The 16,602-nt window shown below is 68.0% G+C and carries 19 protein-coding genes; 8 read left to right on the plus strand and 11 right to left on the minus strand.

Annotated elements, in window-relative coordinates; translation table 11 throughout:
• Positions 1-34: 34 nt before the first annotated feature.
• Genes AC1M2K_RS08625 through paaA form a run of 6 tightly spaced genes read right to left on the minus strand, consistent with a single transcriptional unit; the run spans position 35 to position 4,553 of the window.
• A complete protein-coding gene (locus AC1M2K_RS08625; protein ID WP_480240650.1) occupies positions 35-805 on the minus strand; it encodes an enoyl-CoA hydratase/isomerase family protein in 771 nt (256 codons plus the stop codon).
• Between the two features lie 35 nt (positions 806-840).
• On the minus strand, positions 841-1,956 hold the full coding sequence (gene paaE / locus AC1M2K_RS08630; RefSeq protein WP_480240651.1) for a 1,2-phenylacetyl-CoA epoxidase subunit PaaE: 1,116 nt from the start codon (positions 1,954-1,956) through the stop codon (positions 841-843).
• 2 nt (positions 1,957-1,958) lie between these two features.
• Complete coding sequence (gene paaD / locus AC1M2K_RS08635) at positions 1,959-2,465, minus strand: 1,2-phenylacetyl-CoA epoxidase subunit PaaD (protein WP_480240652.1); 507 nt, start codon at positions 2,463-2,465, stop codon at positions 1,959-1,961.
• Positions 2,459-3,277 carry a 1,2-phenylacetyl-CoA epoxidase subunit PaaC gene (gene paaC / locus AC1M2K_RS08640; protein WP_480240653.1) on the minus strand — a complete coding sequence of 273 codons (819 nt, stop codon included), beginning with the start codon at positions 3,275-3,277 and terminating at the stop codon, positions 2,459-2,461. Before paaC ends, paaD begins: the two co-directional genes overlap by 7 nt.
• Complete coding sequence (gene paaB / locus AC1M2K_RS08645; RefSeq protein ID WP_480239139.1) at positions 3,274-3,582, minus strand: 1,2-phenylacetyl-CoA epoxidase subunit PaaB; 309 nt, start codon at positions 3,580-3,582, stop codon at positions 3,274-3,276. The genes paaC and paaB overlap by 4 nt, the downstream gene beginning before the upstream one ends.
• Positions 3,579-4,553: a 1,2-phenylacetyl-CoA epoxidase subunit PaaA gene (gene paaA / locus AC1M2K_RS08650; protein WP_480240654.1), complete on the minus strand. Its 975-nt coding sequence runs from the start codon at positions 4,551-4,553 to the stop codon at positions 3,579-3,581. The genes paaB and paaA overlap by 4 nt, the downstream gene beginning before the upstream one ends.
• Positions 4,554-4,668: 115 nt before the next feature.
• On the opposite strand from paaA, the gene AC1M2K_RS08655 reads away from it, so the two are divergent.
• Positions 4,669-5,301: a TetR/AcrR family transcriptional regulator gene (locus tag AC1M2K_RS08655; protein WP_480240655.1), complete on the plus strand. Its 633-nt coding sequence runs from the start codon at positions 4,669-4,671 to the stop codon at positions 5,299-5,301.
• 63 nt (positions 5,302-5,364) lie between these two features.
• On the opposite strand, the gene AC1M2K_RS08660 is transcribed toward AC1M2K_RS08655, so the two are convergent.
• Both AC1M2K_RS08660 and paaZ read right to left on the minus strand, forming a co-directional pair.
• A complete protein-coding gene (locus AC1M2K_RS08660; RefSeq protein WP_480240656.1) occupies positions 5,365-5,748 on the minus strand; it encodes a DUF1801 domain-containing protein in 384 nt (127 codons plus the stop codon).
• A gap of 28 nt (positions 5,749-5,776) precedes the next feature.
• Positions 5,777-7,834 carry a phenylacetic acid degradation bifunctional protein PaaZ gene (paaZ, locus tag AC1M2K_RS08665; RefSeq protein WP_480240657.1) on the minus strand — a complete coding sequence of 686 codons (2,058 nt, stop codon included), beginning with the start codon at positions 7,832-7,834 and terminating at the stop codon, positions 5,777-5,779.
• Positions 7,835-7,942: 108 nt separating this feature from the next.
• Between paaZ and AC1M2K_RS08670 the strand changes: the two genes are divergently transcribed.
• Positions 7,943-8,329, plus strand: coding sequence for a hotdog fold thioesterase (locus AC1M2K_RS08670; protein WP_480239134.1), 387 nt, complete (start codon positions 7,943-7,945; stop codon positions 8,327-8,329).
• Here the strand turns inward: AC1M2K_RS08670 and AC1M2K_RS08675 are convergent.
• Together AC1M2K_RS08675 and AC1M2K_RS08680 are read right to left on the minus strand one after the other, a co-directional pair.
• On the minus strand, positions 8,326-9,138 hold the full coding sequence (locus tag AC1M2K_RS08675; protein ID WP_480240822.1) for a 3-hydroxyacyl-CoA dehydrogenase family protein: 813 nt from the start codon (positions 9,136-9,138) through the stop codon (positions 8,326-8,328). The genes AC1M2K_RS08670 and AC1M2K_RS08675 overlap by 4 nt on opposite strands.
• Before the next feature lie 44 nt (positions 9,139-9,182).
• A complete protein-coding gene (locus AC1M2K_RS08680) occupies positions 9,183-9,923 on the minus strand; it encodes an enoyl-CoA hydratase/isomerase family protein (protein ID WP_480240658.1) in 741 nt (246 codons plus the stop codon).
• Between the two features lie 146 nt (positions 9,924-10,069).
• Between AC1M2K_RS08680 and AC1M2K_RS08685 the strand changes: the two genes are divergently transcribed.
• From AC1M2K_RS08685 to AC1M2K_RS08700, 4 genes are read left to right on the plus strand one after another with little or no spacing between them, the layout of a single operon-like run.
• Positions 10,070-10,498, plus strand: a complete 429-nt coding sequence (locus tag AC1M2K_RS08685) for a hypothetical protein (RefSeq protein WP_480239133.1) — start codon at positions 10,070-10,072, stop codon at positions 10,496-10,498.
• Positions 10,499-10,550: 52 nt separating this feature from the next.
• A complete protein-coding gene (locus AC1M2K_RS08690; RefSeq protein ID WP_480240659.1) occupies positions 10,551-11,804 on the plus strand; it encodes a molybdopterin molybdotransferase MoeA in 1,254 nt (417 codons plus the stop codon).
• Between the two features lie 40 nt (positions 11,805-11,844).
• A complete protein-coding gene (gene moaC, locus AC1M2K_RS08695) occupies positions 11,845-12,273 on the plus strand; it encodes a cyclic pyranopterin monophosphate synthase MoaC (protein WP_480240823.1) in 429 nt (142 codons plus the stop codon).
• Complete coding sequence (locus tag AC1M2K_RS08700; RefSeq protein ID WP_480240660.1) at positions 12,270-12,749, plus strand: molybdenum cofactor synthesis domain-containing protein; 480 nt, start codon at positions 12,270-12,272, stop codon at positions 12,747-12,749. Before moaC ends, AC1M2K_RS08700 begins: the two co-directional genes overlap by 4 nt.
• Here AC1M2K_RS08700 and AC1M2K_RS08705 read toward each other — a convergent pair.
• Positions 12,719-14,092 (minus strand): aminotransferase-like domain-containing protein, encoded by a 1,374-nt coding sequence (locus tag AC1M2K_RS08705; RefSeq protein WP_480240661.1) that lies wholly within the window; start codon positions 14,090-14,092, stop codon positions 12,719-12,721. The two genes, AC1M2K_RS08700 and AC1M2K_RS08705, sit on opposite strands and share 31 nt — an antisense overlap.
• A 198-nt stretch (positions 14,093-14,290) precedes the next feature.
• Between AC1M2K_RS08705 and AC1M2K_RS08710 the strand changes: the two genes are divergently transcribed.
• Together AC1M2K_RS08710 and hydA are read left to right on the plus strand one after the other, a co-directional pair.
• Positions 14,291-15,139, plus strand: coding sequence for a nitrilase-related carbon-nitrogen hydrolase (locus AC1M2K_RS08710; RefSeq protein ID WP_480240662.1), 849 nt, complete (start codon positions 14,291-14,293; stop codon positions 15,137-15,139).
• Positions 15,140-15,167: 28 nt separating this feature from the next.
• Entirely contained in the window at positions 15,168-16,601 is a 1,434-nt protein-coding gene (gene hydA, locus AC1M2K_RS08715) for a dihydropyrimidinase (protein WP_480240663.1), read from the plus strand.
• The last annotated feature ends 1 nt before the right edge of the window (position 16,602 follow it).

Here is a 16,602-nt window from a genome sequence, read left to right on the forward strand (position 1 = left end):
TTGCCAGCTCTTCCAGCGTTCCCGTGGTGTGATCTCAGCGCCCGGTGAAGTCAGGTTTCCGTTTGGACTGGAAAGCGGCGAAGCCCTCCCGGTAGTCCTCGGTGTCGCGGAGCGCGGTTTGCGCGGCATTCTCGTGGGCCATGGACTCCCACAGCCCGAGTCGTTCGTCGCGCAGCTCGGCGACGAGTTTCTTGCCAGCCAGGAACGCCTGTGTCGCGCCGGTGGATGCCGCGACGGTAGCGGTTTCCGTCGCCTCGCGCACCTCGTCGGCAGCAAACACGCGGCTGAACAGACCGGATGCGACGGCTTCCGTCCCCGACATCAGCCGGCCGGTGTAGATCAGGTCGAGGGTCTTGTGGGCGCCGAGCCGGTCGGTGAAGAGCGCGTGTCCGCCCGAGTCGAGGGTGGCGCCCAACGCGGCGAACGGAGACCCGATCTTCGCCGTGTCTGCCACGTAGACGACATCCGTGGCGATGAGGAGGCCGAGACCGACGCCAAGACAGGCGCCGTGAGCCGCCGCGAAGGTGGGGGCGGGAAACGCGCTCATCCGTTTGAGCAGCGGTGTCACGAGGCCGTCGAGGTATCCGGAGACGTCGTCCGTCGCGGGGTCGACGCCGGAGATGTCGCGACCGGCGCAGAACGCCCGCCCTTCGCCGCGCAGCATGAGCGCGCGCACGGCCGCCTTCTCCGCGTCTGCGTACGCGGCGTCGAGGGCGACGAGAGCGTCGGCATCCAGCGCGTTCAGACGATCGGGCGCAGACAGCGTGACGTAGGCGACGTCGTCGGTGACGCTGAGGTCGATCATGGGGTGTCCTTTCGGATGCCGGGTGTCTTGCCAGGTCAGACGTCGTAGTCGACGACGACCGTCGGGGTTCTCGGATGCGACTGGCAGGTGAGGATGTAGCCCCGCTCGAGTTCGTCCGGTTCGAGCGCGTAGTTCTCGGTCATGGTCACGTCGCCGGAGACCAGGCGGGCGCGGCAGGTGCCGCAGACGCCGCCTGCGCACGCGAATGGGACGTCCGGCCGCACCCGCAGGGCGGCGTTGAGGATGCTCTCGTTCGCTCCGACGGGGGTCGTGACGGTCGCCGTCTGCCCGTCGAGCGTGAATTCGATGCCGATCGTCTCGTCGCCAGGCCTCGTGATCACCGGGCGTCCGGAATCGCCGTGGGCTCGAGTGGGATCGCCGGTGGTGAACAGCTCAAAATGCACGCGAGCAGCTTCGACGCCTGCGCGCTCGAGGGCGTTCCGGCAGAGTTCGACGAGATCGAACGGTCCGCAGAGGAACCATTCGTCGACGGTATCCGGTAGCAGGATCGAGCCGAGCATCAGGTCGAACTTGTCCGAGTCGATCCGTCCGGAGAGCAGGGGGCTCGAGCGTTGCTCCCGCGACAGGACGTGGTGCAGCGCCAGACGGGCCGGGTGACGATCCTTGAGGTCGGCGAGTTCTTCGAGGAACATCACATCGAGCGCCGTCCGGTTCGTGTAGACGAGCGTGAACCGGGACGAACCCGATGCGGCCAGAACCGACGACGCCAGTGACATCAAGGGAGTGATGCCGCTCCCGGCGGCGATTCCGACGAGATGCTCGCCGGCGAGGTCGTCAATGGGGACGGTGAAGGTGCCCTGCGGGCTCATCACGTCGATGCGGTCGCCTGGCTTGAGGGTGTCGTTCGCCCAACCGGAGAACGCACCGCCGAGGTCGCGTTTGATCGCGACGCTGATCGACCCCGTGGTCGGCGGTCGGCAGATCGAGTAGCTGCGTCGCAGTTCGTGCCCGTCGATCGTCGCCCGGAGCGCGACGTGCTGACCGGGCACATAGTCGTACGACCCGTGCAGTTCGGGCGGGACCGCGAAGGTCACCTCGACGCTGTCTGCGGTGAGTGGGCGGATGCCAGACACCTCCAGTGTGTGGAACCTCGCCCGGTGCTTCGTGGCACCGAGGTTTCTCGCGGCCACGGTTAGAGGACCTTGAAGTAGTCGAACGGTTCGAGGCAGTCGGCGCACTCGTAGAGGGCCTTGCACGAGGTCGAGCCGAAACGGGCGAGTTCCCGTGTCTTCAGCGACCCGCAGCGTGGGCATTTCACCGACAAGGTCAGCCGCACAGGTCCGGAGTCCCGCGCCGGAGCGTGGCCGTTCGGGGCCGCGATGCCGTAGCGGCGGAGCTTCTCCTTGCCTGCGTCCGTCATCCAGTCGGTGGTCCACGCGGGGGACAACGCCAGCCTGACCGTCACCCTGTCCCATCCGGCTTCGGTCAGCGCTAGTACGACGTCGTCGCGCATCGCGTCGATCGCCGGACACCCTGAGTAGGTCGGGGTGAGGACGACCTCGACGCTCCCGCCGTCGACCCGCACGTCGCGGAGCACGCCGAGGTCTTCGATGCTCAGCACGGGGATCTCCGGATCGACGACCGTTGCGGCCGTCGCCCACGCCTCCGCGCGGCTGCGCTGCCTGGTCGCGGTCACCATGATGCCCCAGGGTGCCTGCGAGCCAGCACCTGCATCTCGGTGAGCAGGTATCCGAGGTGCTCGGAGTGTCGCCCGTGCCTCCCGCCGCCCGCGGCTGGAGGAGGGGTCGGGACCTCGAGCTCGGCTTCGGCGAACAGGCCGGCGAGAACGCGGTCGAACGCCGGGCGGAGGAGTGTGGGTCGGACGGCGATGCCGTCGAGTTCGTCGTGCAGCGGCTCGTCGCGGAACAGCTCGTCAGCGTACGGCCACAGGTCGGAGAGCGCCAGGAGAAGCCGGCGCCTGGACTCGTCTGTGCCGAGGGCGAGGCGCAGGATCCACTGTGACGCGTGGTCGCGGTGGTAGTCGACCTCTTTCACGGCCTTGCCGGCGACGGCGGCCAGCGTCTGGTCGGTGGACCCGGCGAGGCGGTCGTACAGTTCGAACAGGTAGACGCTCATGATCGCCTGGCGGACGATCGTGTGGGCGAAGTCGCCGTTCGGCTGCTCGACGAGGTGCACGGACCGGAATTCGGTCTCGTCGCGGAAGTAGGCGAGATCGTCCTCGGTCCTGCCGGATGCCGTGCCGGCGTAGTGGAGGAACGATCGCGCCTGGCCGAGCAGGTCCAGCGCGATGTTGCCGAGCGCGACGTCCTCCTCGAGTTCGGGGGCCCGGGAGATCCACCAGCCGAGCTGCTGGGCAAGGATGAGGGAGTCGTCACCGAGCCAGGTCGCATATTCGGCGACGGCCGGCGACGCGACAGAGGCCCGCTCGACGAGTTCCTCGCCCAGTGTCACCTCGGTCACATCGACGTGTCCGTGCGGGTGTTCTGTCACAGGTGTTTCACGCCCTCTGACTTCGTGTAATACGACGCGTGCCGGTAATTCTTGCCCGCGGGGGACTCGAAGAACGCGCCCTTGGCATCCGGATCGCTCGTGGTGATGTCTGCTGCCCTGACCACCCAGATCGACACGCCTTCACCTCGCCTCGTGTACAGGTCGCGGGCGTTGCGCACGGCGAGAGTCTCATCGGGAGCGTGCAGCGAGCCGACGTGGACGTGCGAGAGACCGCGGCTCGGGCGCACGAAGACCTCCCAGAGCGGCCAGGTGTCTGTGGTGTCGCGCTCGCCTGGTGTGGTCATGACGCCTCTTTCAGGGATGCCGCCGCCTGCTTCTCGGCGTAGGCGGCCGCGGCCTCACGGACCCAGCGTCCGTCCTCGTGGGCCTGACGTCTGCGCTGCATCCGCTGGGTGTTGCACGGCCCGCGACCGGCGAGGACCTCGTGGAACTCCTCCCAGTCGATCTCACCGATGTCGTAGTGCCCGCGCTCGTCGTTCCAGGCCAGCGCCGGGTCGGGGAGATCGAGGCCGAGCACCTCCGCCTGGGGCACGATCATGTCGACGAACCGCTGCCGCAGGTCGTCGTTGGAGAACCGTTTGATCTTCCACGCCATCGACTGTGCCGAGTTGGGGGACTCGTCGTCCGGAGGACCGAACATCATCAGGCTGGGCCAGTACCAGCGGTTCACAGCATCCTGCGCCATCTCGTGTTGTGCAGGTGTGCCCTTCGCCAGTTCGAGCAGGATCTCGAAGCCCTGCCGCTGGTGGAAGGATTCCTCCTTGCAGATGCGCACCATGGCACGGCCGTACGGTCCGTACGATGCGCGGCAGAGCGGTACCTGGTTGCAGATCGCCGCACCGTCGACGAGCCACCCGATGGCACCCATGTCCGCCCAGCTCAGGGCCGGGTAGTTGAAGATGGACGAATAGCGGGCCTTGCCTGCGATGAGCTGCTCGGCCATCTCGTCGCGGCCGATGCCGAGGGTCTGTGCTGCCGAGTAGAGATAGAGGCCGTGGCCGGCTTCGTCCTGCACCTTGGCCATGAGGATTGCCTTGCGCTTGAGGCTGGGCGCGCGCGTGATCCAGTTCGCCTCCGGCTGCATGCCGATGATCTCGGAGTGGGCGTGCTGGGAGATCTGTCGGATGAGGGTGCGACGGTACGCAGCGGGCATCCAGTCGCGGGGTTCGATCCGGGAATCGTTGTCGATGAGGTCGGTGAAGTAGCGCTCGGCGTCCACATCCGCCTCGGAAGCCGCCTGCTGTTCCTGGCTCATCGTCGAACCCCTCGCTTTACTGAACGATCGTTTGGTAAGTATATACTGGACGCCGCCGCACGGGCAACGCGGGCGGCGGATCCCGGCCCCAGGGCCCGTGCCAGACTGGACGAACATGTCACAACCAACAGTTCCTGCCGTGCCGCACGGTGAGCCGAAGCGCGGTCGCCCCGGCTACGACCAGCGGCAGGTGCTCGACATCGCCGTTGCTGCGTTCATCGAGCACGGCTACGACGCCACATCCATGGGCGTGCTCGCCGAGCGGCTGGGGCTGAGCAAGTCCGCGATCTACCACCACTTCCCGTCGAAGGGCGACCTGCTCCGCCTCGCCCTTGACGAGGCGCTGTCAGCGCTCGAGGGAGTCCTGGCGCTGCCGGGCGCGGTGAGCGGACCTGCGGCAGACCGGCTCGCCGTCGTCCTGCGCGGCGCGGTTGTCGTGCTCGTGGACAAGCTGCCTTTCGTGACACTGCTGCTGCGGGTCCACGGCAACACCGAGGTGGAACGCCATGCCCTCGCGCGGCGTCGGGCGTTCGACCGCGCCGTGACCGCGCTCGTGGTCGAGGCCTGCGACGAGGGCTCGCTGCGCGGCGACATCGACCCTCGGATCGTCACCCGTCTGCTGTTCGGAATGATCAACTCGATCGTCGAGTGGTACCGGCCCGGCGGACCCGAGTCGACCGAGAAACTCGCCGACGACGTGCTCGCCGTCGCGCTCGACGGCCTCCGGGTGCCTGCCGCGCGAGTCTGACCCGCCCCGTCCGGATGCCGCCGCGCTGACGGCATCCGCGGCCTGCCGTCGCTGCGAACGGTGTCAGCCCTGCGTCTGCGCGATCCACTGCGTGAGGACGGACCTGAGCGCGTCGGCGCGCTCGTGGACCTCGTCGGCGGAAGCGAACGTGAGCACCGCGCGGTCGGTGCCCTTCCAGTCGAGCGGCAGACCGGCAGCCTCGATGTCGACCACGAGCGGCGTCGCCCGCTTCACAGCGCCGGTGTGGAGCACGAGCCGCAGCGCGCCGGCCGGTGAGAACCCCGTGGTCGCGAAATGGTCGGCGATCGCGAAACTCGGGGCGTTCCACTTGATGCTCTCCTCGACCCGTGGATCGACCGTGCGGATGAGTGCGCAGAGGTCAGCGAGTGCATCCGTCAGGGGCTGTTCGCTCGCCTCGAGGTACGCGTCGGTCTCCTGGCGGCTCATGTCTGCTCTCCCTGGCTTCGGTGCCCCGCTACTCCTTGGCGACGAGGGTCAGCACATCGTAGCTGGCGACGAGTTCGTCCTTCTGGTTCGAGATCACCGCGTCCCAGCGCACCTCGCCGTACTCGTCGGTCTCCCGCGGCGTGATCTGCTTGGCGGTGAGTGCGACCCGGATGCTGTCACCAGGCGACACCGGCGTGACGAATCGCAGGTTCTCCAGCCCGTAGTTCGCGAGGACGGGCCCAGGGTCAGGGTCGACGAACAGCCCGGCCGCCCATGACACGAGCAGGTAGCCGTGGGCGACGCGGCCGGCGAAGAACGGGTTCGCCGCTGCGGCTTCCTCGTCGGTGTGGGCGTAGAAGGTGTCGCCGGTGAACTCGGCGAAGTGGCCGATGTCGTCGAGGGTGATCTCCCGCTGCGCCGACAGCACCTGGTCGCCGATCCGCAGCTCGGCCAGGCTCTTCCGGAACGGATGCCCTCCCGTGGCGTTCGCCGAAGCGCCTTGGTGCCAGATCCCGGTGATCGCGGTGAGCATGTCTGGAGAGCCCTGGATGGCTGTGCGCTGCATGTGGTGCAGGACGGCGCGGATGCCGCCGAGTTCCTCCCCTCCACCCGCGCGGCCGGGCCCGCCGTGCACGAGGTGAGGGACGGGGGAGCCGTGCCCGGTCGAGGTGCTGGCGTCGTCGCGGTCGAGCAGCAGCACGCGCCCGTTGAGGGGAGCGATGCCTGTCATCACCTCGATCGCGACGGCCGGGTCGTGGGTGGCCAGGCTCGTGACGAGCGAGCCGCCTCCGCGTGCCACGAGGCTGATCGCGTCGGGCAGAGTGTCGTAGCCGATCACACTCGACACCGGGCCGAACGCCTCGACCGTGTGCACGGCATCGGCTGTCCCGTCGGCGAAGTGGAGGAGCAACGGCTCGACGAAGGCGCCGTCTGCGGACGGGCCCGACGTGCCGTCGGCGTGCCGGACCGCAGGGGCATCCGTCGATCCGATGACGATGCGTCCGCCGGCGTCGACGAGCCTGCCGACCTGGCGGAGCACTTCGTCGCGCTGCGCCGTGGAGGCGAGCGGCCCCATGGTCACGCCATCGGCCCGCGGGTCGCCGAGCACGACGCGGTCGGTGATCCGCGCCTGAACCGCGGCGACGAGCGGGTCGACGAGGGCATGGGGAACCAGAGCGCGGCGGATGCCTGTGCACTTCTGGCCACTCTTACTCGTCAGCTCGGCGACGAGCTGCTTCACGAAGGCGTCGAACTCGGGGGTCTGGGTTCCGGCATCCGGGCCGAGGATCGATGCGTTGATCGAGTCGGTCTCCGAGCTGAACCGCACCCCGCCGGTCTGCACGCACGGGTGTGATCGCAGCTGCTCAGCCGTCGAGGCCGAACCGGTGAACGCGACGATGTCGCCGAGCCGGAGGGCGTCGAAGAGCCCGGGGACGCCGCCGGAGACGAGGGAGAGCGATCCGTCTGGAAGCAGCCCGGACTCGACGAGGATGCGCACGAACGCCTCGGTGAGGTAACCGGTCGGGGTGGCCGGCTTCACAACGGTCGGGACGCCGGCCAGGAACGCCGGGGCGAACTTCTCGAGCGATCCCCAGACCGGGAAGTTGAACGCGTTAATCTGGACGGCGACGCCTGGGAGCCTCGTGTAGATGTGCCGACCGAGGAATGACCCGTCTTTCGACAGCGACTCGACAGGGCCATCGGGGTAGACGACGGTGTTCGGCAGTTCCCTGCGTCCCTTCGACGAATAGGTGAAGAGCACGCCGATCCCGCCGTCGATGTCGACCCACGAGTCGGCCTTCGTCGCGCCGGTGCGCGAGGAGATCTCGTACAGTTCGGCCTTGCGCTCGGTGAGCAGCTGCGCCATCTGCTTGAGCAGCACCGCGCGCTGATGGAAGGTCAGGGCGCCGAGGGATGCCTGCCCGGCGGTCCTCGCGTAGTCGAGGGCCGCCGCGAGGTCGAGACCCTCCGTGCTGACCCTGGCGACCTCTTCCCCAGTGGACGCGTCCCGAATGACGGTGCCGTCGACTCCGGATGCCGGGGTCCACCAGTCTCCGTTGACGTAGCTGGGCAGGATGGTGCTCATGGTGCCTCCGGTGATGGGGATGTCGCGAGTTGCTGGGTTTGCAGGGGTCGAGGGCCGCATGCACCCCGGATAGTCAGCAACTCGCGGTGGTCTGGGTACAGTGGGTGCATGGCGTGGGAGATCGTGCTCGGGGAGCTGGACGTCAAGATGGGCGTGACGATCGTCGAGCAATCTGCGGAGCGGGTCGTCGCCACCATGCCTGTCGAGGGCAACCGCCAGTCGTTCGGATTGCTCCACGGCGGAGCATCCGTCGCCTTCGCCGAAGCGCTCGGGTCGTGGGCGGCCGTCATCCACGCCGGCCCCGGCCGCACCGCCGTCGGCGTCGACATCAACGCGACACACCACCGTGCGGCGACGAGCGGCATCGTCACCGGGGTGGCGACCGCCGTGCAGCTCGGCCGGACCCTGGCCTGCCACGAGATCGTGATCACAGACGACGAGGGCCGCAGGCTCTGCACGGCGCGCATCACCAACCTGCTCCGAGACATCCCCTAGGCACCGTCCCAGTCGAAGAAGCCCCTGCCGGACTTGCGCCCCAGATCGCCGGCGGCGACCTTGTCGCGCAGCAGCTGAGGGGGAGCGAAGCGCTCGCCGAGTTCGGCGTGCAGATACTCGGCGATGCCGAGCCGCACGTCGAGGCCGACCTGGTCGGTGAGCCGGAGCGGCCCGACGGGGAACCGGTAGCCGAGCACCATGGCCGCGTCGATGTCTGCGGCGGACGCGACCCCGTCTTCGAGCATCCTGATGGCCTCGAGCGCGATCGCGACGCCGAGCCGTGACGAGGCGAATCCCGGCGCGTCCCGGACCGTGATCGGCGTCTTGCCGAGCGCCGTCACCCAGCCGACGGCCTGTTCGGCGAGACCGGATGCCGTCGAGCGCCCGAGAACGACCTCGACGAGCGCGGATGCCGGAACCGGGTTGAAGAAGTGGAGGCCGAGGAACGACTCAGGCCGACGGAGTGAACCGGCGAGGGCGTCGATCGAGATGGAGGAGGTGTTGCTGGCGAGGGCTGCGCCGTCGCGGATGACGTCCTCGACGGCGCGCAGGGCATCCGTCTTGAGCGCGCGATCCTCGGGAACCGCCTCGATCACGAGCTCGCAGTCCCCGAACTCGGCGACGGCCACTGCGGTGCGGAGCCGGCCGAGCACGGCATCCGCCTGCTCGGTCGTCGAGCCGCGTTTCACGCTCGCGGCGACGGCGGCACCGATGCGGTCCGCCGCGGCATCCGCCTCGGCCTCGTCGCGCTCGACCACCACCACGTGCGCGCCGCCGAGCAGGAAGGCGTGCGCGATTCCCGCTCCCATCCTCCCGCCGCCGAGCACACCGACCGCGTCGGGAAGGTCCCCGCTCACGATCGCTTCCTCTCCAGGAACGCCGTCATCCGTGCGGTCTTCTCCCGCGACTCGAAAAGGACGGCCTGCTCGTCGAGGTCGACCCGCGGATGCTCGCTGCGCGCGGCAGCGAAGACCCGTTTCGTCGCACGGATGGCGGCCGGGTCGCCGCGGAGGATCCGGCCGGCGAGGGCCCTCGCCGCGTCCAGCAGTCGATCAGCCGGGTGGAGTTCGGTCACGAGGTGCGCGGCGAGAGCCTCGTCGGCGGTGAGGATGCGGCCGGCGAGGAGGATCTCCTTCGCGAGGGGTTCGCCGACGAGGTCACGCAGGCGCCAGCTCGCTCCTGCGGCAGCGATGATGCCGAGGGAGGGCTCCGGGTTGCCGATGCGGAGGGAGGGGGAGGCGATCCGGAAGTCGGCGGCGTAGGCGAGTTCGGCGCCGCCTCCGAGCGCGTAGCCGTCGATGGCGGCGATCACCGGCATCGGCAGGTCGGCGATCCGCTGGAACAGACCGGTGTTGATGCCGGCGAGGGCGTCGGCGGCGCGCCTCACGAGCAGCTCGGCGATGTCGGCGCCGGAGGCGAAGACCCCGCCGGCTCCACTGAGGATGAGGACGTGCGGCTCCCGTTCGAGCTCATCGCAGACGGTGTGAAGCTCGTCGATCATCGCCTGGTTGATGGCGTTCCTGGCTGATGGACGGGTGAGCAGAACCTCGACGGCGGTCTCGGTGCGGGTGATCCGCAGCGTGGGCTCTGTCATTACTCCCCAGACTTCTTCGTCGGTGCCGTCGACCGGAATAACCGACCGTTCGGACAGTAAGTCTGTCATACGCGCACTCACACAAACAAGGTGATCGTGAGCCCGACTGCTGGCCCGCCCGTTGGCGCCCGGCATACACTGGCCGCATGATCGCTTCGGTTCATCGCCGGGCCGCGCAGGCACTGGCCGCTGCAGCCCTGTTCGCCGCTGTCCTCTCAGGGTGCGCAGCCTCACCGACCGCCCCCGTCGAAGACTTCACGGGAATGCCAGACGTCGCGGACGGCGAGGTCGAACTCGACGACAACGGAGCCGGTGGGGCGTGGCTCGACGACGGGTCGACGTTCGCTGTGACGCTCTCCGGCTCATCCACCTGCCCGCCGCGGGCGACCGGGTACTCCGTCACCGGTGAGAACACGGTCACCGTCACCGTCGAGAAGATCCCTGACGACAAGGCGTGCACCGCCGATTTCAGCCCGCACACCACGGTCTTCAAGACGGAGGACGAACTCGACCCGACCGAGGACCTCACGGTCAACGTCGACTCCAAGACGGTCACCATCCCCGCGATGTCCTGACCCGGCCGCCATCGAACTGGCACATGGCCGCCACTCAGGGGATGATGGGCGGATGCGGACGGTTGAAGAGCATCAGGAAGCCGTTCGCGCGCTCCTCGCGCCGCTCGGTTCCCGCCCGGCCGAGACGTTGAGCTTCCCGTCGCCTGCAGACGTGGTGCGCGCAGGTCCCGATCGCGTCCTCGCGGTCGAGGTCCGCTCACAGGTCGACCTTCCGCCGTTCGACAACTCGCAGATGGACGGCTACGCCGTCAGGGCAGACGAGGTGCTGGCAGGGGAACCGCTCCGTGTCGCCGCCCGCATCGTCGCGGGGCACGCTCCCGCCGCGCTCGAACCGGGATGGGCGGCGCCGATCATGACGGGTGCCCCGATGCCGGCCGGGGCGGATGCCGTCGTCCCGATCGAAGAGGCGATCCCCGACGCCTTCCAGGACGAAACGGGTGGTCACGTCGTCGGCTTCAGCCGCGAGGTCGTCGCCGGGGCCTTCGTCCGCCCGCGCGGAAGCGACCGCAGAGCCGGCGAGGTGCTCGTTCAGGCCGGAGCCCGTCTAGGCCCGGCCCAGTGGGGTGTGATCTTCGCGTCAGGCCTGTCGGAGATCCGGGTGTTCTCGCGGGTACGGGTGCTCGTGGTGTCGACGGGGGATGAGCTTCGCCCGCCAGGCGTGCCGCTCGCACCAGGCCAGATCCACGACACGAACGGGGCCTCGATGACCGCGGCGCTGAACGGTGCGGGGGCAGAGTGCGTTGCCGCGTTCACCGCCCCTGACGACGCCGGGTCGCTCCGCGCGCTCCTCGCCGAGCACATCGGCCAGGCCGACCTCATCCTCACCACCGGCGGGGTGAGTATGGGCACCAGGGAGGTCGTTCGTGACGTCTTCGATGGGGGAGGAATCGACTTCGTCAGCGTGGCGATGCAGCCGGGCGGCCCGCAGGGGCTCGGCGTCGTCACGATGTCCGATGCTCACGGTGTCCGCGTGACGAGACCCGTCGTGGCGTTCCCCGGGAACCCGGTGAGCGCGCTCGTGTCGTTCGAGACGTTCCTGCGCCCTGTGCTCCGTAGCCTCCACTCCCTGCCGCAGGACCGGGAGCGATTCACAGCCCCGCTCGCCTCGGCGGTCGACTCGCCGGGAGACAAACATCAGCTGCGCCGTGGCGTTTTCGACGCGGACGGGCGGGTCGCCCTGGTCGGAGGGGCGAGCTCCCACCTGCTGCACGGCTACGCGTCGAGCACACTGCTTGTCCATCTGCCGGTCGGGGTCACGCACCTCGAGGCCGGCGACCCCGTCGACGTCTGGAGAATCAGTGACTGACCCCGAACTCACCCACCTGCGGCAGGACGGATCGGCGCACATGGTCGACGTCGGCGACAAGCCCGTGACGAAGCGGCGCGCCGTCGCCCAGGCGATCGTGATCACCAGGGAGGAGGTCGTCGCCGCCGTGCTGACCGGCGACCTGCCGAAGGGTGAAGCGGTCGGCACCGCACGCATCGCCGGGATTCTGGCAGCGAAGCAGACCTCGACGCTCATCCCGCTGTGCCACCCGCTCCCGCTGACCTCGATCACCGTCGACATCACCGGAACGGCCGACCGGCTGACGGTGGTCGCCGAGGTCGCGACCACGGCACCGACCGGCGTCGAGATGGAGGCGCTCACCGCGGCATCCGTCGCTGCCCTCACCCTCTACGACATGATCAAAGCCGTCGACAAGACGGCGGTGATCACCGACATCCGCGTGCTCGAAAAACAGGGCGGGGCATCGGGCGACTGGACCCGTCCGTGACCCGTCGCGCCGTGGTCATCGTCGCGTCGACCAGGGCGGCCGCTGGCGAGTACGAGGACAGGACCGGCCCTGTCATCGTCGACTGGCTGATCGCCCACGACTTCGACACGGCTGCCGCTGTCGTCGTGGCCGATGGCCCGGATGTCGCCACAGCGCTCACTGAGGCGGTCGCGTCCGGCGCCGACCTGATCGTCACGACCGGCGGCACCGGCGTGGGAGAAGGCGACGGCACCGCGGATGCGACGGCGCGGCTCCTCACGGCCAGCCTGCCCGGGTTCCAGGAGGAACTCCGTCGGCGGGGTTCCCTGAGCACCCCATTCGCCCTGATGAGTCGCGGCCTGGCCGGGATCGCGGGGAGATCGTTCGTGGTGAACCTTCCCGGCTCGACCGGCGGCGTGGCTGACGGACTTCAGCTTCTCGGCGAGGTCGTCGAGCACGTGCTCGATCAGCTCGCCGGCGGCAACCACGACGGCTGAGCCAGGCGGCTCCCGGCAGGCGCGACCGCAGCGAGGGCCTCGGCGACCTCGGTGAAGTCGTCGCGCAGCATCCCGACCGTCACCCGGACGAACTGCCGGCCGTCCTGCGCGGACAGATACGGTGTCCCGCCGGTGACGCGGATGCCTGACGCAGCCAGGTGCACGAGGGCCTGGCGCTCGTCGTCGACCTCGATCCAGGTGTTGAGGCCGTCGGTCTGGGGGGAGTCGAAGCCGGTGACGAGCCTCGCGTCCGCGAAGAGCTTCTGCCGGGAATGGTAGACGCTGCGCGCTGCAGCGACGGTGCTGACGGCCGCTGAGCTGGTGAGGAGTTCGAACAGGATCGTCTGCACCATGCGGCTGGTCCAGCCCGGGCCGAGCATCCGCCTGGCGACGACCTGGTTGATGAGGGCTTCAGGGCCGCCGAGCGCGGCGATCCGCAGGTCGGGGCCGTGGGACTTCGAGTAGCTGCGGATGTGCAGCACCCGCTCAGGCAGCCAACGGCCGAGACTGACCTCAGGGGACGCGCTGATTCCAGCGGAGTGGTCGTCCTCGATCACGATCATGGCGGATGCCTGCCTGCTTGCCGCGATGATTCCGGCGAGTTCCTCAGCGCGTTCGGCGGTCATCGAGACGCCTGTCGGGTTCTGCGCACGCGGCTGGAGGAGCAACGCAGCCGGACCGAGCGCGAGAGCCCGCCGCAGTGCGGCAGGGTCGAGGCCGTCGGTGTCGACGGCGACGGGGACCCGTACGGCGCCGAGCTGGTCGAGCAGGTCGAAGAACGGCGGGAAGGACGGGTCCTCGACGATCACGCGGTCGCCGAACCTGATCACCTGCTCGAGGGAGCGGGAGAGGCCGTCGAGCGCGCCGTCGACGACGGTGATGGCATCGGCGGGGTATGGCCAGCTGGAGCGGAGGTGATCGAGGAGTTCGGGGATCACCGGCACCTCCTGGTAGCTGAAGGTCTCGGCGTGCTCGGAGACCCTGGTGAGCGCGAGGGCGAGGTCGGGGAGCAGCAGAGGATCAGGGGTTCCTCGCGAGAGGTCCAGCCGTGCCTCTCCGAGGTGGCCGGCCATGCGCTGGACCCGGGGGGTCAGCCAGGGCACGGGCGCCGACCGGACGAAGCTGCCGCTGCGCCCGCGCGAGACGATGAGGCCGACGCTGCCCATCGCCTGCCAGGCCTGGCTCACCGTCGCAGGGCTGACACCGAGTTCGGCACCGAGCTCACGAACGGTCGGCAGCCGGTCGCCTGGTGCGAGCACGCCGGCGGTGATGAGCCTGGCGATGGCCGCAGCGATCCCGCGGGGCGACTTGTCGTCGATGAGTTCGCTGTATGCCGGATTCATGCTCTTCTTTCCCGCCACCTGCGAATTGGGTATTTACGAATGCGTCACAGAGGGAAACAATGGAGAAATGTTCAACTCGAATAATAACAAATGAGCGGAACAGCAACAGAGTTCCCCGGCTGAGGTTTTCGGACCCCGGCCATGGGACAGAACAAGGCGTACAGCGCCCACCGCTCAATGACGATACGGAGGCTAGATATGACGGTAGTTCGCGCCGCAATCACCCAGACCACCTGGACCGGCGACAAAGAATCCATGATCGCGAAACACGAGCAGTTCGCTCGTGACGCCGCGGCAGACGGCGCCCAGGTCATCTGCTTCCAGGAACTGTTCTACGGCCCGTACTTCGGCATCACCGAAGACAAGAAGTACTACGCGTACGCCGAACCGGCCGACGGCCCGATCGTTCAGCGTTTCGCGAAGCTGGCAGCGGAACTGAACATGGTGATGGTCCTCCCCATCTACGAAGAGGACATGCCTGGCGTGTACTACAACACTGCCGTCGTCGTCGATGCCGACGGGTCGATCCTCGGGAAGTACCGCAAGCACCACATCCCCCACCTCGACCGGTTCTGGGAGAAGTTCTACTTCCGGCCGGGAAATCTCGGCTACCCGGTGTTCCAGACCGCTGTCGGACCGATCGGCGTCTACATCTGCTACGACCGTCACTTCCCTGAGGGTTGGCGCGAGCTCGGGCTCAACGGGGCCCAGATCGTCTTCAACCCGAACGCCACGAAGCCGGGTCTGTCGAACCGGCTGTGGGAGATCGAACAGCCGGCGGCAGCGGGCGCGAACGGGTACTTCGTCGCCGCGGCCAACCGCGTCGGCCGTGAGGACAACGAATACGGCGAACTCGCCGTCACCTTCTACGGCAACAGCCAGTTCGTCGACCCGCAGGGCAATGTCATCGGCGGGTACGGGAGCGGGGACTCGGAAGAGGTCGTCATCCGCGACCTCGACATGGACATGATCCGCCAGGTGCGAGACGACTGGCAGTTCTACCGCGACCGTCGCCCGGACTCCTACACCTCGATCCCGAAACCCTGACCGACCAGCTGAGACAGGAGGAGGAAAAATGAAGACCCTCATCAAGAACGGCACCGTCGTGAACTCGACGGGATCGGCGCCTGCGGACGTCCTCATCGACGGCGAGAGGATCGCCGCCGTGCTCGCCCCCGGCTCACACCTGCTCGGGTTCGACATCGAGAACAACGTCGACACCGTGATCGACGCCGCAGGCAAGTACGTCATCCCAGGAGGCATCGACGCTCACACCCACATGGAGATGCCGTTCGGCGGCACGAAGGCGAGCGACACCTTCGAAACCGGCACGCGTGCCGCCGCTCACGGCGGCACGACGAGCATCGTCGACTTCGTCGTCCAGTACGCGGGTGAGAACGTGCTCGACCAGTACCACCTGTGGCACGAGAAGGCACGGGACAACTGCGCGATCGACTACGGGTTCCACCAGATCCTCAGCGACGTGCAGGACTCCTCGCTGACGGCGATGGACGAGCTCGTGCGGGAGGGCGTCTCCAGCTTCAAGCTCTTCATGGCGTACAAGGGCGTCTTCCTCTCGGACGACGGCCAGATCGTGAAGGCCATGCAACGGGCATCCGACAACGGCTCGATGATCATGATGCACGCTGAGAACGGCAGCGTGATCGACCTGCTCGTGCAGCAGTCCCTCGCCGCGGGGAACAGCTCGCCGTACTACCACGGGATCACCCGCCCGTGGCAGGCGGAGGAAGAGGCCACCCATCGCGCGATCATGCTGGCGAACCTCACCGGCGCTCCGCTCTACGTCGTCCACGTCAGCGCCAAGCAGGCCGTCGAACAGATCGCCGCAGCGCGTGACAACGGACAGAACGTCTTCGGTGAGACCTGTCCGCAGTACCTCTACCTCTCCCTCGAGGACAACCTCGGCGCATCGAGTGACGAGTGGGGCGAATTCGAAGGCGCCAAGTGGGTGTGCTCGACGCCGCTGCGGTCGAAGGCGGAAGGTCACCAGCACCACATGTGGCAGAGCCTGCGCACCAACGACATCCAGATGGTCTCCACCGACCACTGCCCGTTCTGCATGAAAGGGCAGAAGGACATGGGCCTCGGCGACTTCTCGAAGATTCCCAACGGGATCGGCGGCGTCGAACATCGGATGGACCTGCTCTACCAGGGCGTCGTCGACAAGAAGATCTCGCTCGAGCGCTGGGTCGAGGTCACGTCGACCACTCCTGCCCGCATGTTCGGCATGTACGGCAAGAAGGGAGTGCTCCAGCCCGGAGCCGACGGCGACGTCGTCATCTACGACCCCAACGGCCACACCTCCATCGGCGTCGGCAAGACCCACCACATGAACATGGACTATTCGGCGTACGAGGGTTTCGAGATCGACGGGCACGTCGACACGGTGCTCTCCCGCGGCAAGGTCATCATCGACGACAACCAGTACCTGGGAACCGCGGGCGACGGCAAGTACGTCAAACGCGGCCTCAGCCAGTACCTGATCTAAG

It is taken from the genome of Mycetocola sp. Y171 (assembly GCF_056713165.1).

Excerpts from the sequence above, each read along its gene's own strand:
- paaB (WP_480239139.1), bottom strand. The coding sequence starts at position 3,582 with ATGACCACACCAGGCGAGCGCGACACCACAGACACCTGGCCGCTCTGG.
- AC1M2K_RS08685 (WP_480239133.1), top strand. The coding sequence starts at position 10,070 with ATGATCGCTTCGGTTCATCGCCGGGCCGCGCAGGCACTGGCCGCTGCA.
- AC1M2K_RS08710 (WP_480240662.1), top strand. The coding sequence starts at position 14,291 with ATGACGGTAGTTCGCGCCGCAATCACCCAGACCACCTGGACCGGCGAC.
- AC1M2K_RS08670 (WP_480239134.1), top strand. The coding sequence starts at position 7,943 with ATGGCGTGGGAGATCGTGCTCGGGGAGCTGGACGTCAAGATGGGCGTG.
- paaD (WP_480240652.1), bottom strand. The coding sequence starts at position 2,465 with ATGGTGACCGCGACCAGGCAGCGCAGCCGCGCGGAGGCGTGGGCGACG.
- AC1M2K_RS08655 (WP_480240655.1), top strand. The coding sequence starts at position 4,669 with ATGTCACAACCAACAGTTCCTGCCGTGCCGCACGGTGAGCCGAAGCGC.
- AC1M2K_RS08680 (WP_480240658.1), bottom strand. The coding sequence starts at position 9,923 with ATGACAGAGCCCACGCTGCGGATCACCCGCACCGAGACCGCCGTCGAG.
- AC1M2K_RS08625 (WP_480240650.1), bottom strand. The coding sequence starts at position 805 with ATGATCGACCTCAGCGTCACCGACGACGTCGCCTACGTCACGCTGTCT.
- paaA (WP_480240654.1), bottom strand. The coding sequence starts at position 4,553 with ATGAGCCAGGAACAGCAGGCGGCTTCCGAGGCGGATGTGGACGCCGAG.
- AC1M2K_RS08660 (WP_480240656.1), bottom strand. The coding sequence starts at position 5,748 with ATGAGCCGCCAGGAGACCGACGCGTACCTCGAGGCGAGCGAACAGCCC.
- hydA (WP_480240663.1), top strand. The coding sequence starts at position 15,168 with ATGAAGACCCTCATCAAGAACGGCACCGTCGTGAACTCGACGGGATCG.
- moaC (WP_480240823.1), top strand. The coding sequence starts at position 11,845 with ATGGTCGACGTCGGCGACAAGCCCGTGACGAAGCGGCGCGCCGTCGCC.
- AC1M2K_RS08705 (WP_480240661.1), bottom strand. The coding sequence starts at position 14,092 with ATGAATCCGGCATACAGCGAACTCATCGACGACAAGTCGCCCCGCGGG.
- paaZ (WP_480240657.1), bottom strand. The coding sequence starts at position 7,834 with ATGAGCACCATCCTGCCCAGCTACGTCAACGGAGACTGGTGGACCCCG.
- AC1M2K_RS08675 (WP_480240822.1), bottom strand. The coding sequence starts at position 9,138 with ATGGGAGCGGGAATCGCGCACGCCTTCCTGCTCGGCGGCGCGCACGTG.
- AC1M2K_RS08690 (WP_480240659.1), top strand. The coding sequence starts at position 10,551 with ATGCGGACGGTTGAAGAGCATCAGGAAGCCGTTCGCGCGCTCCTCGCG.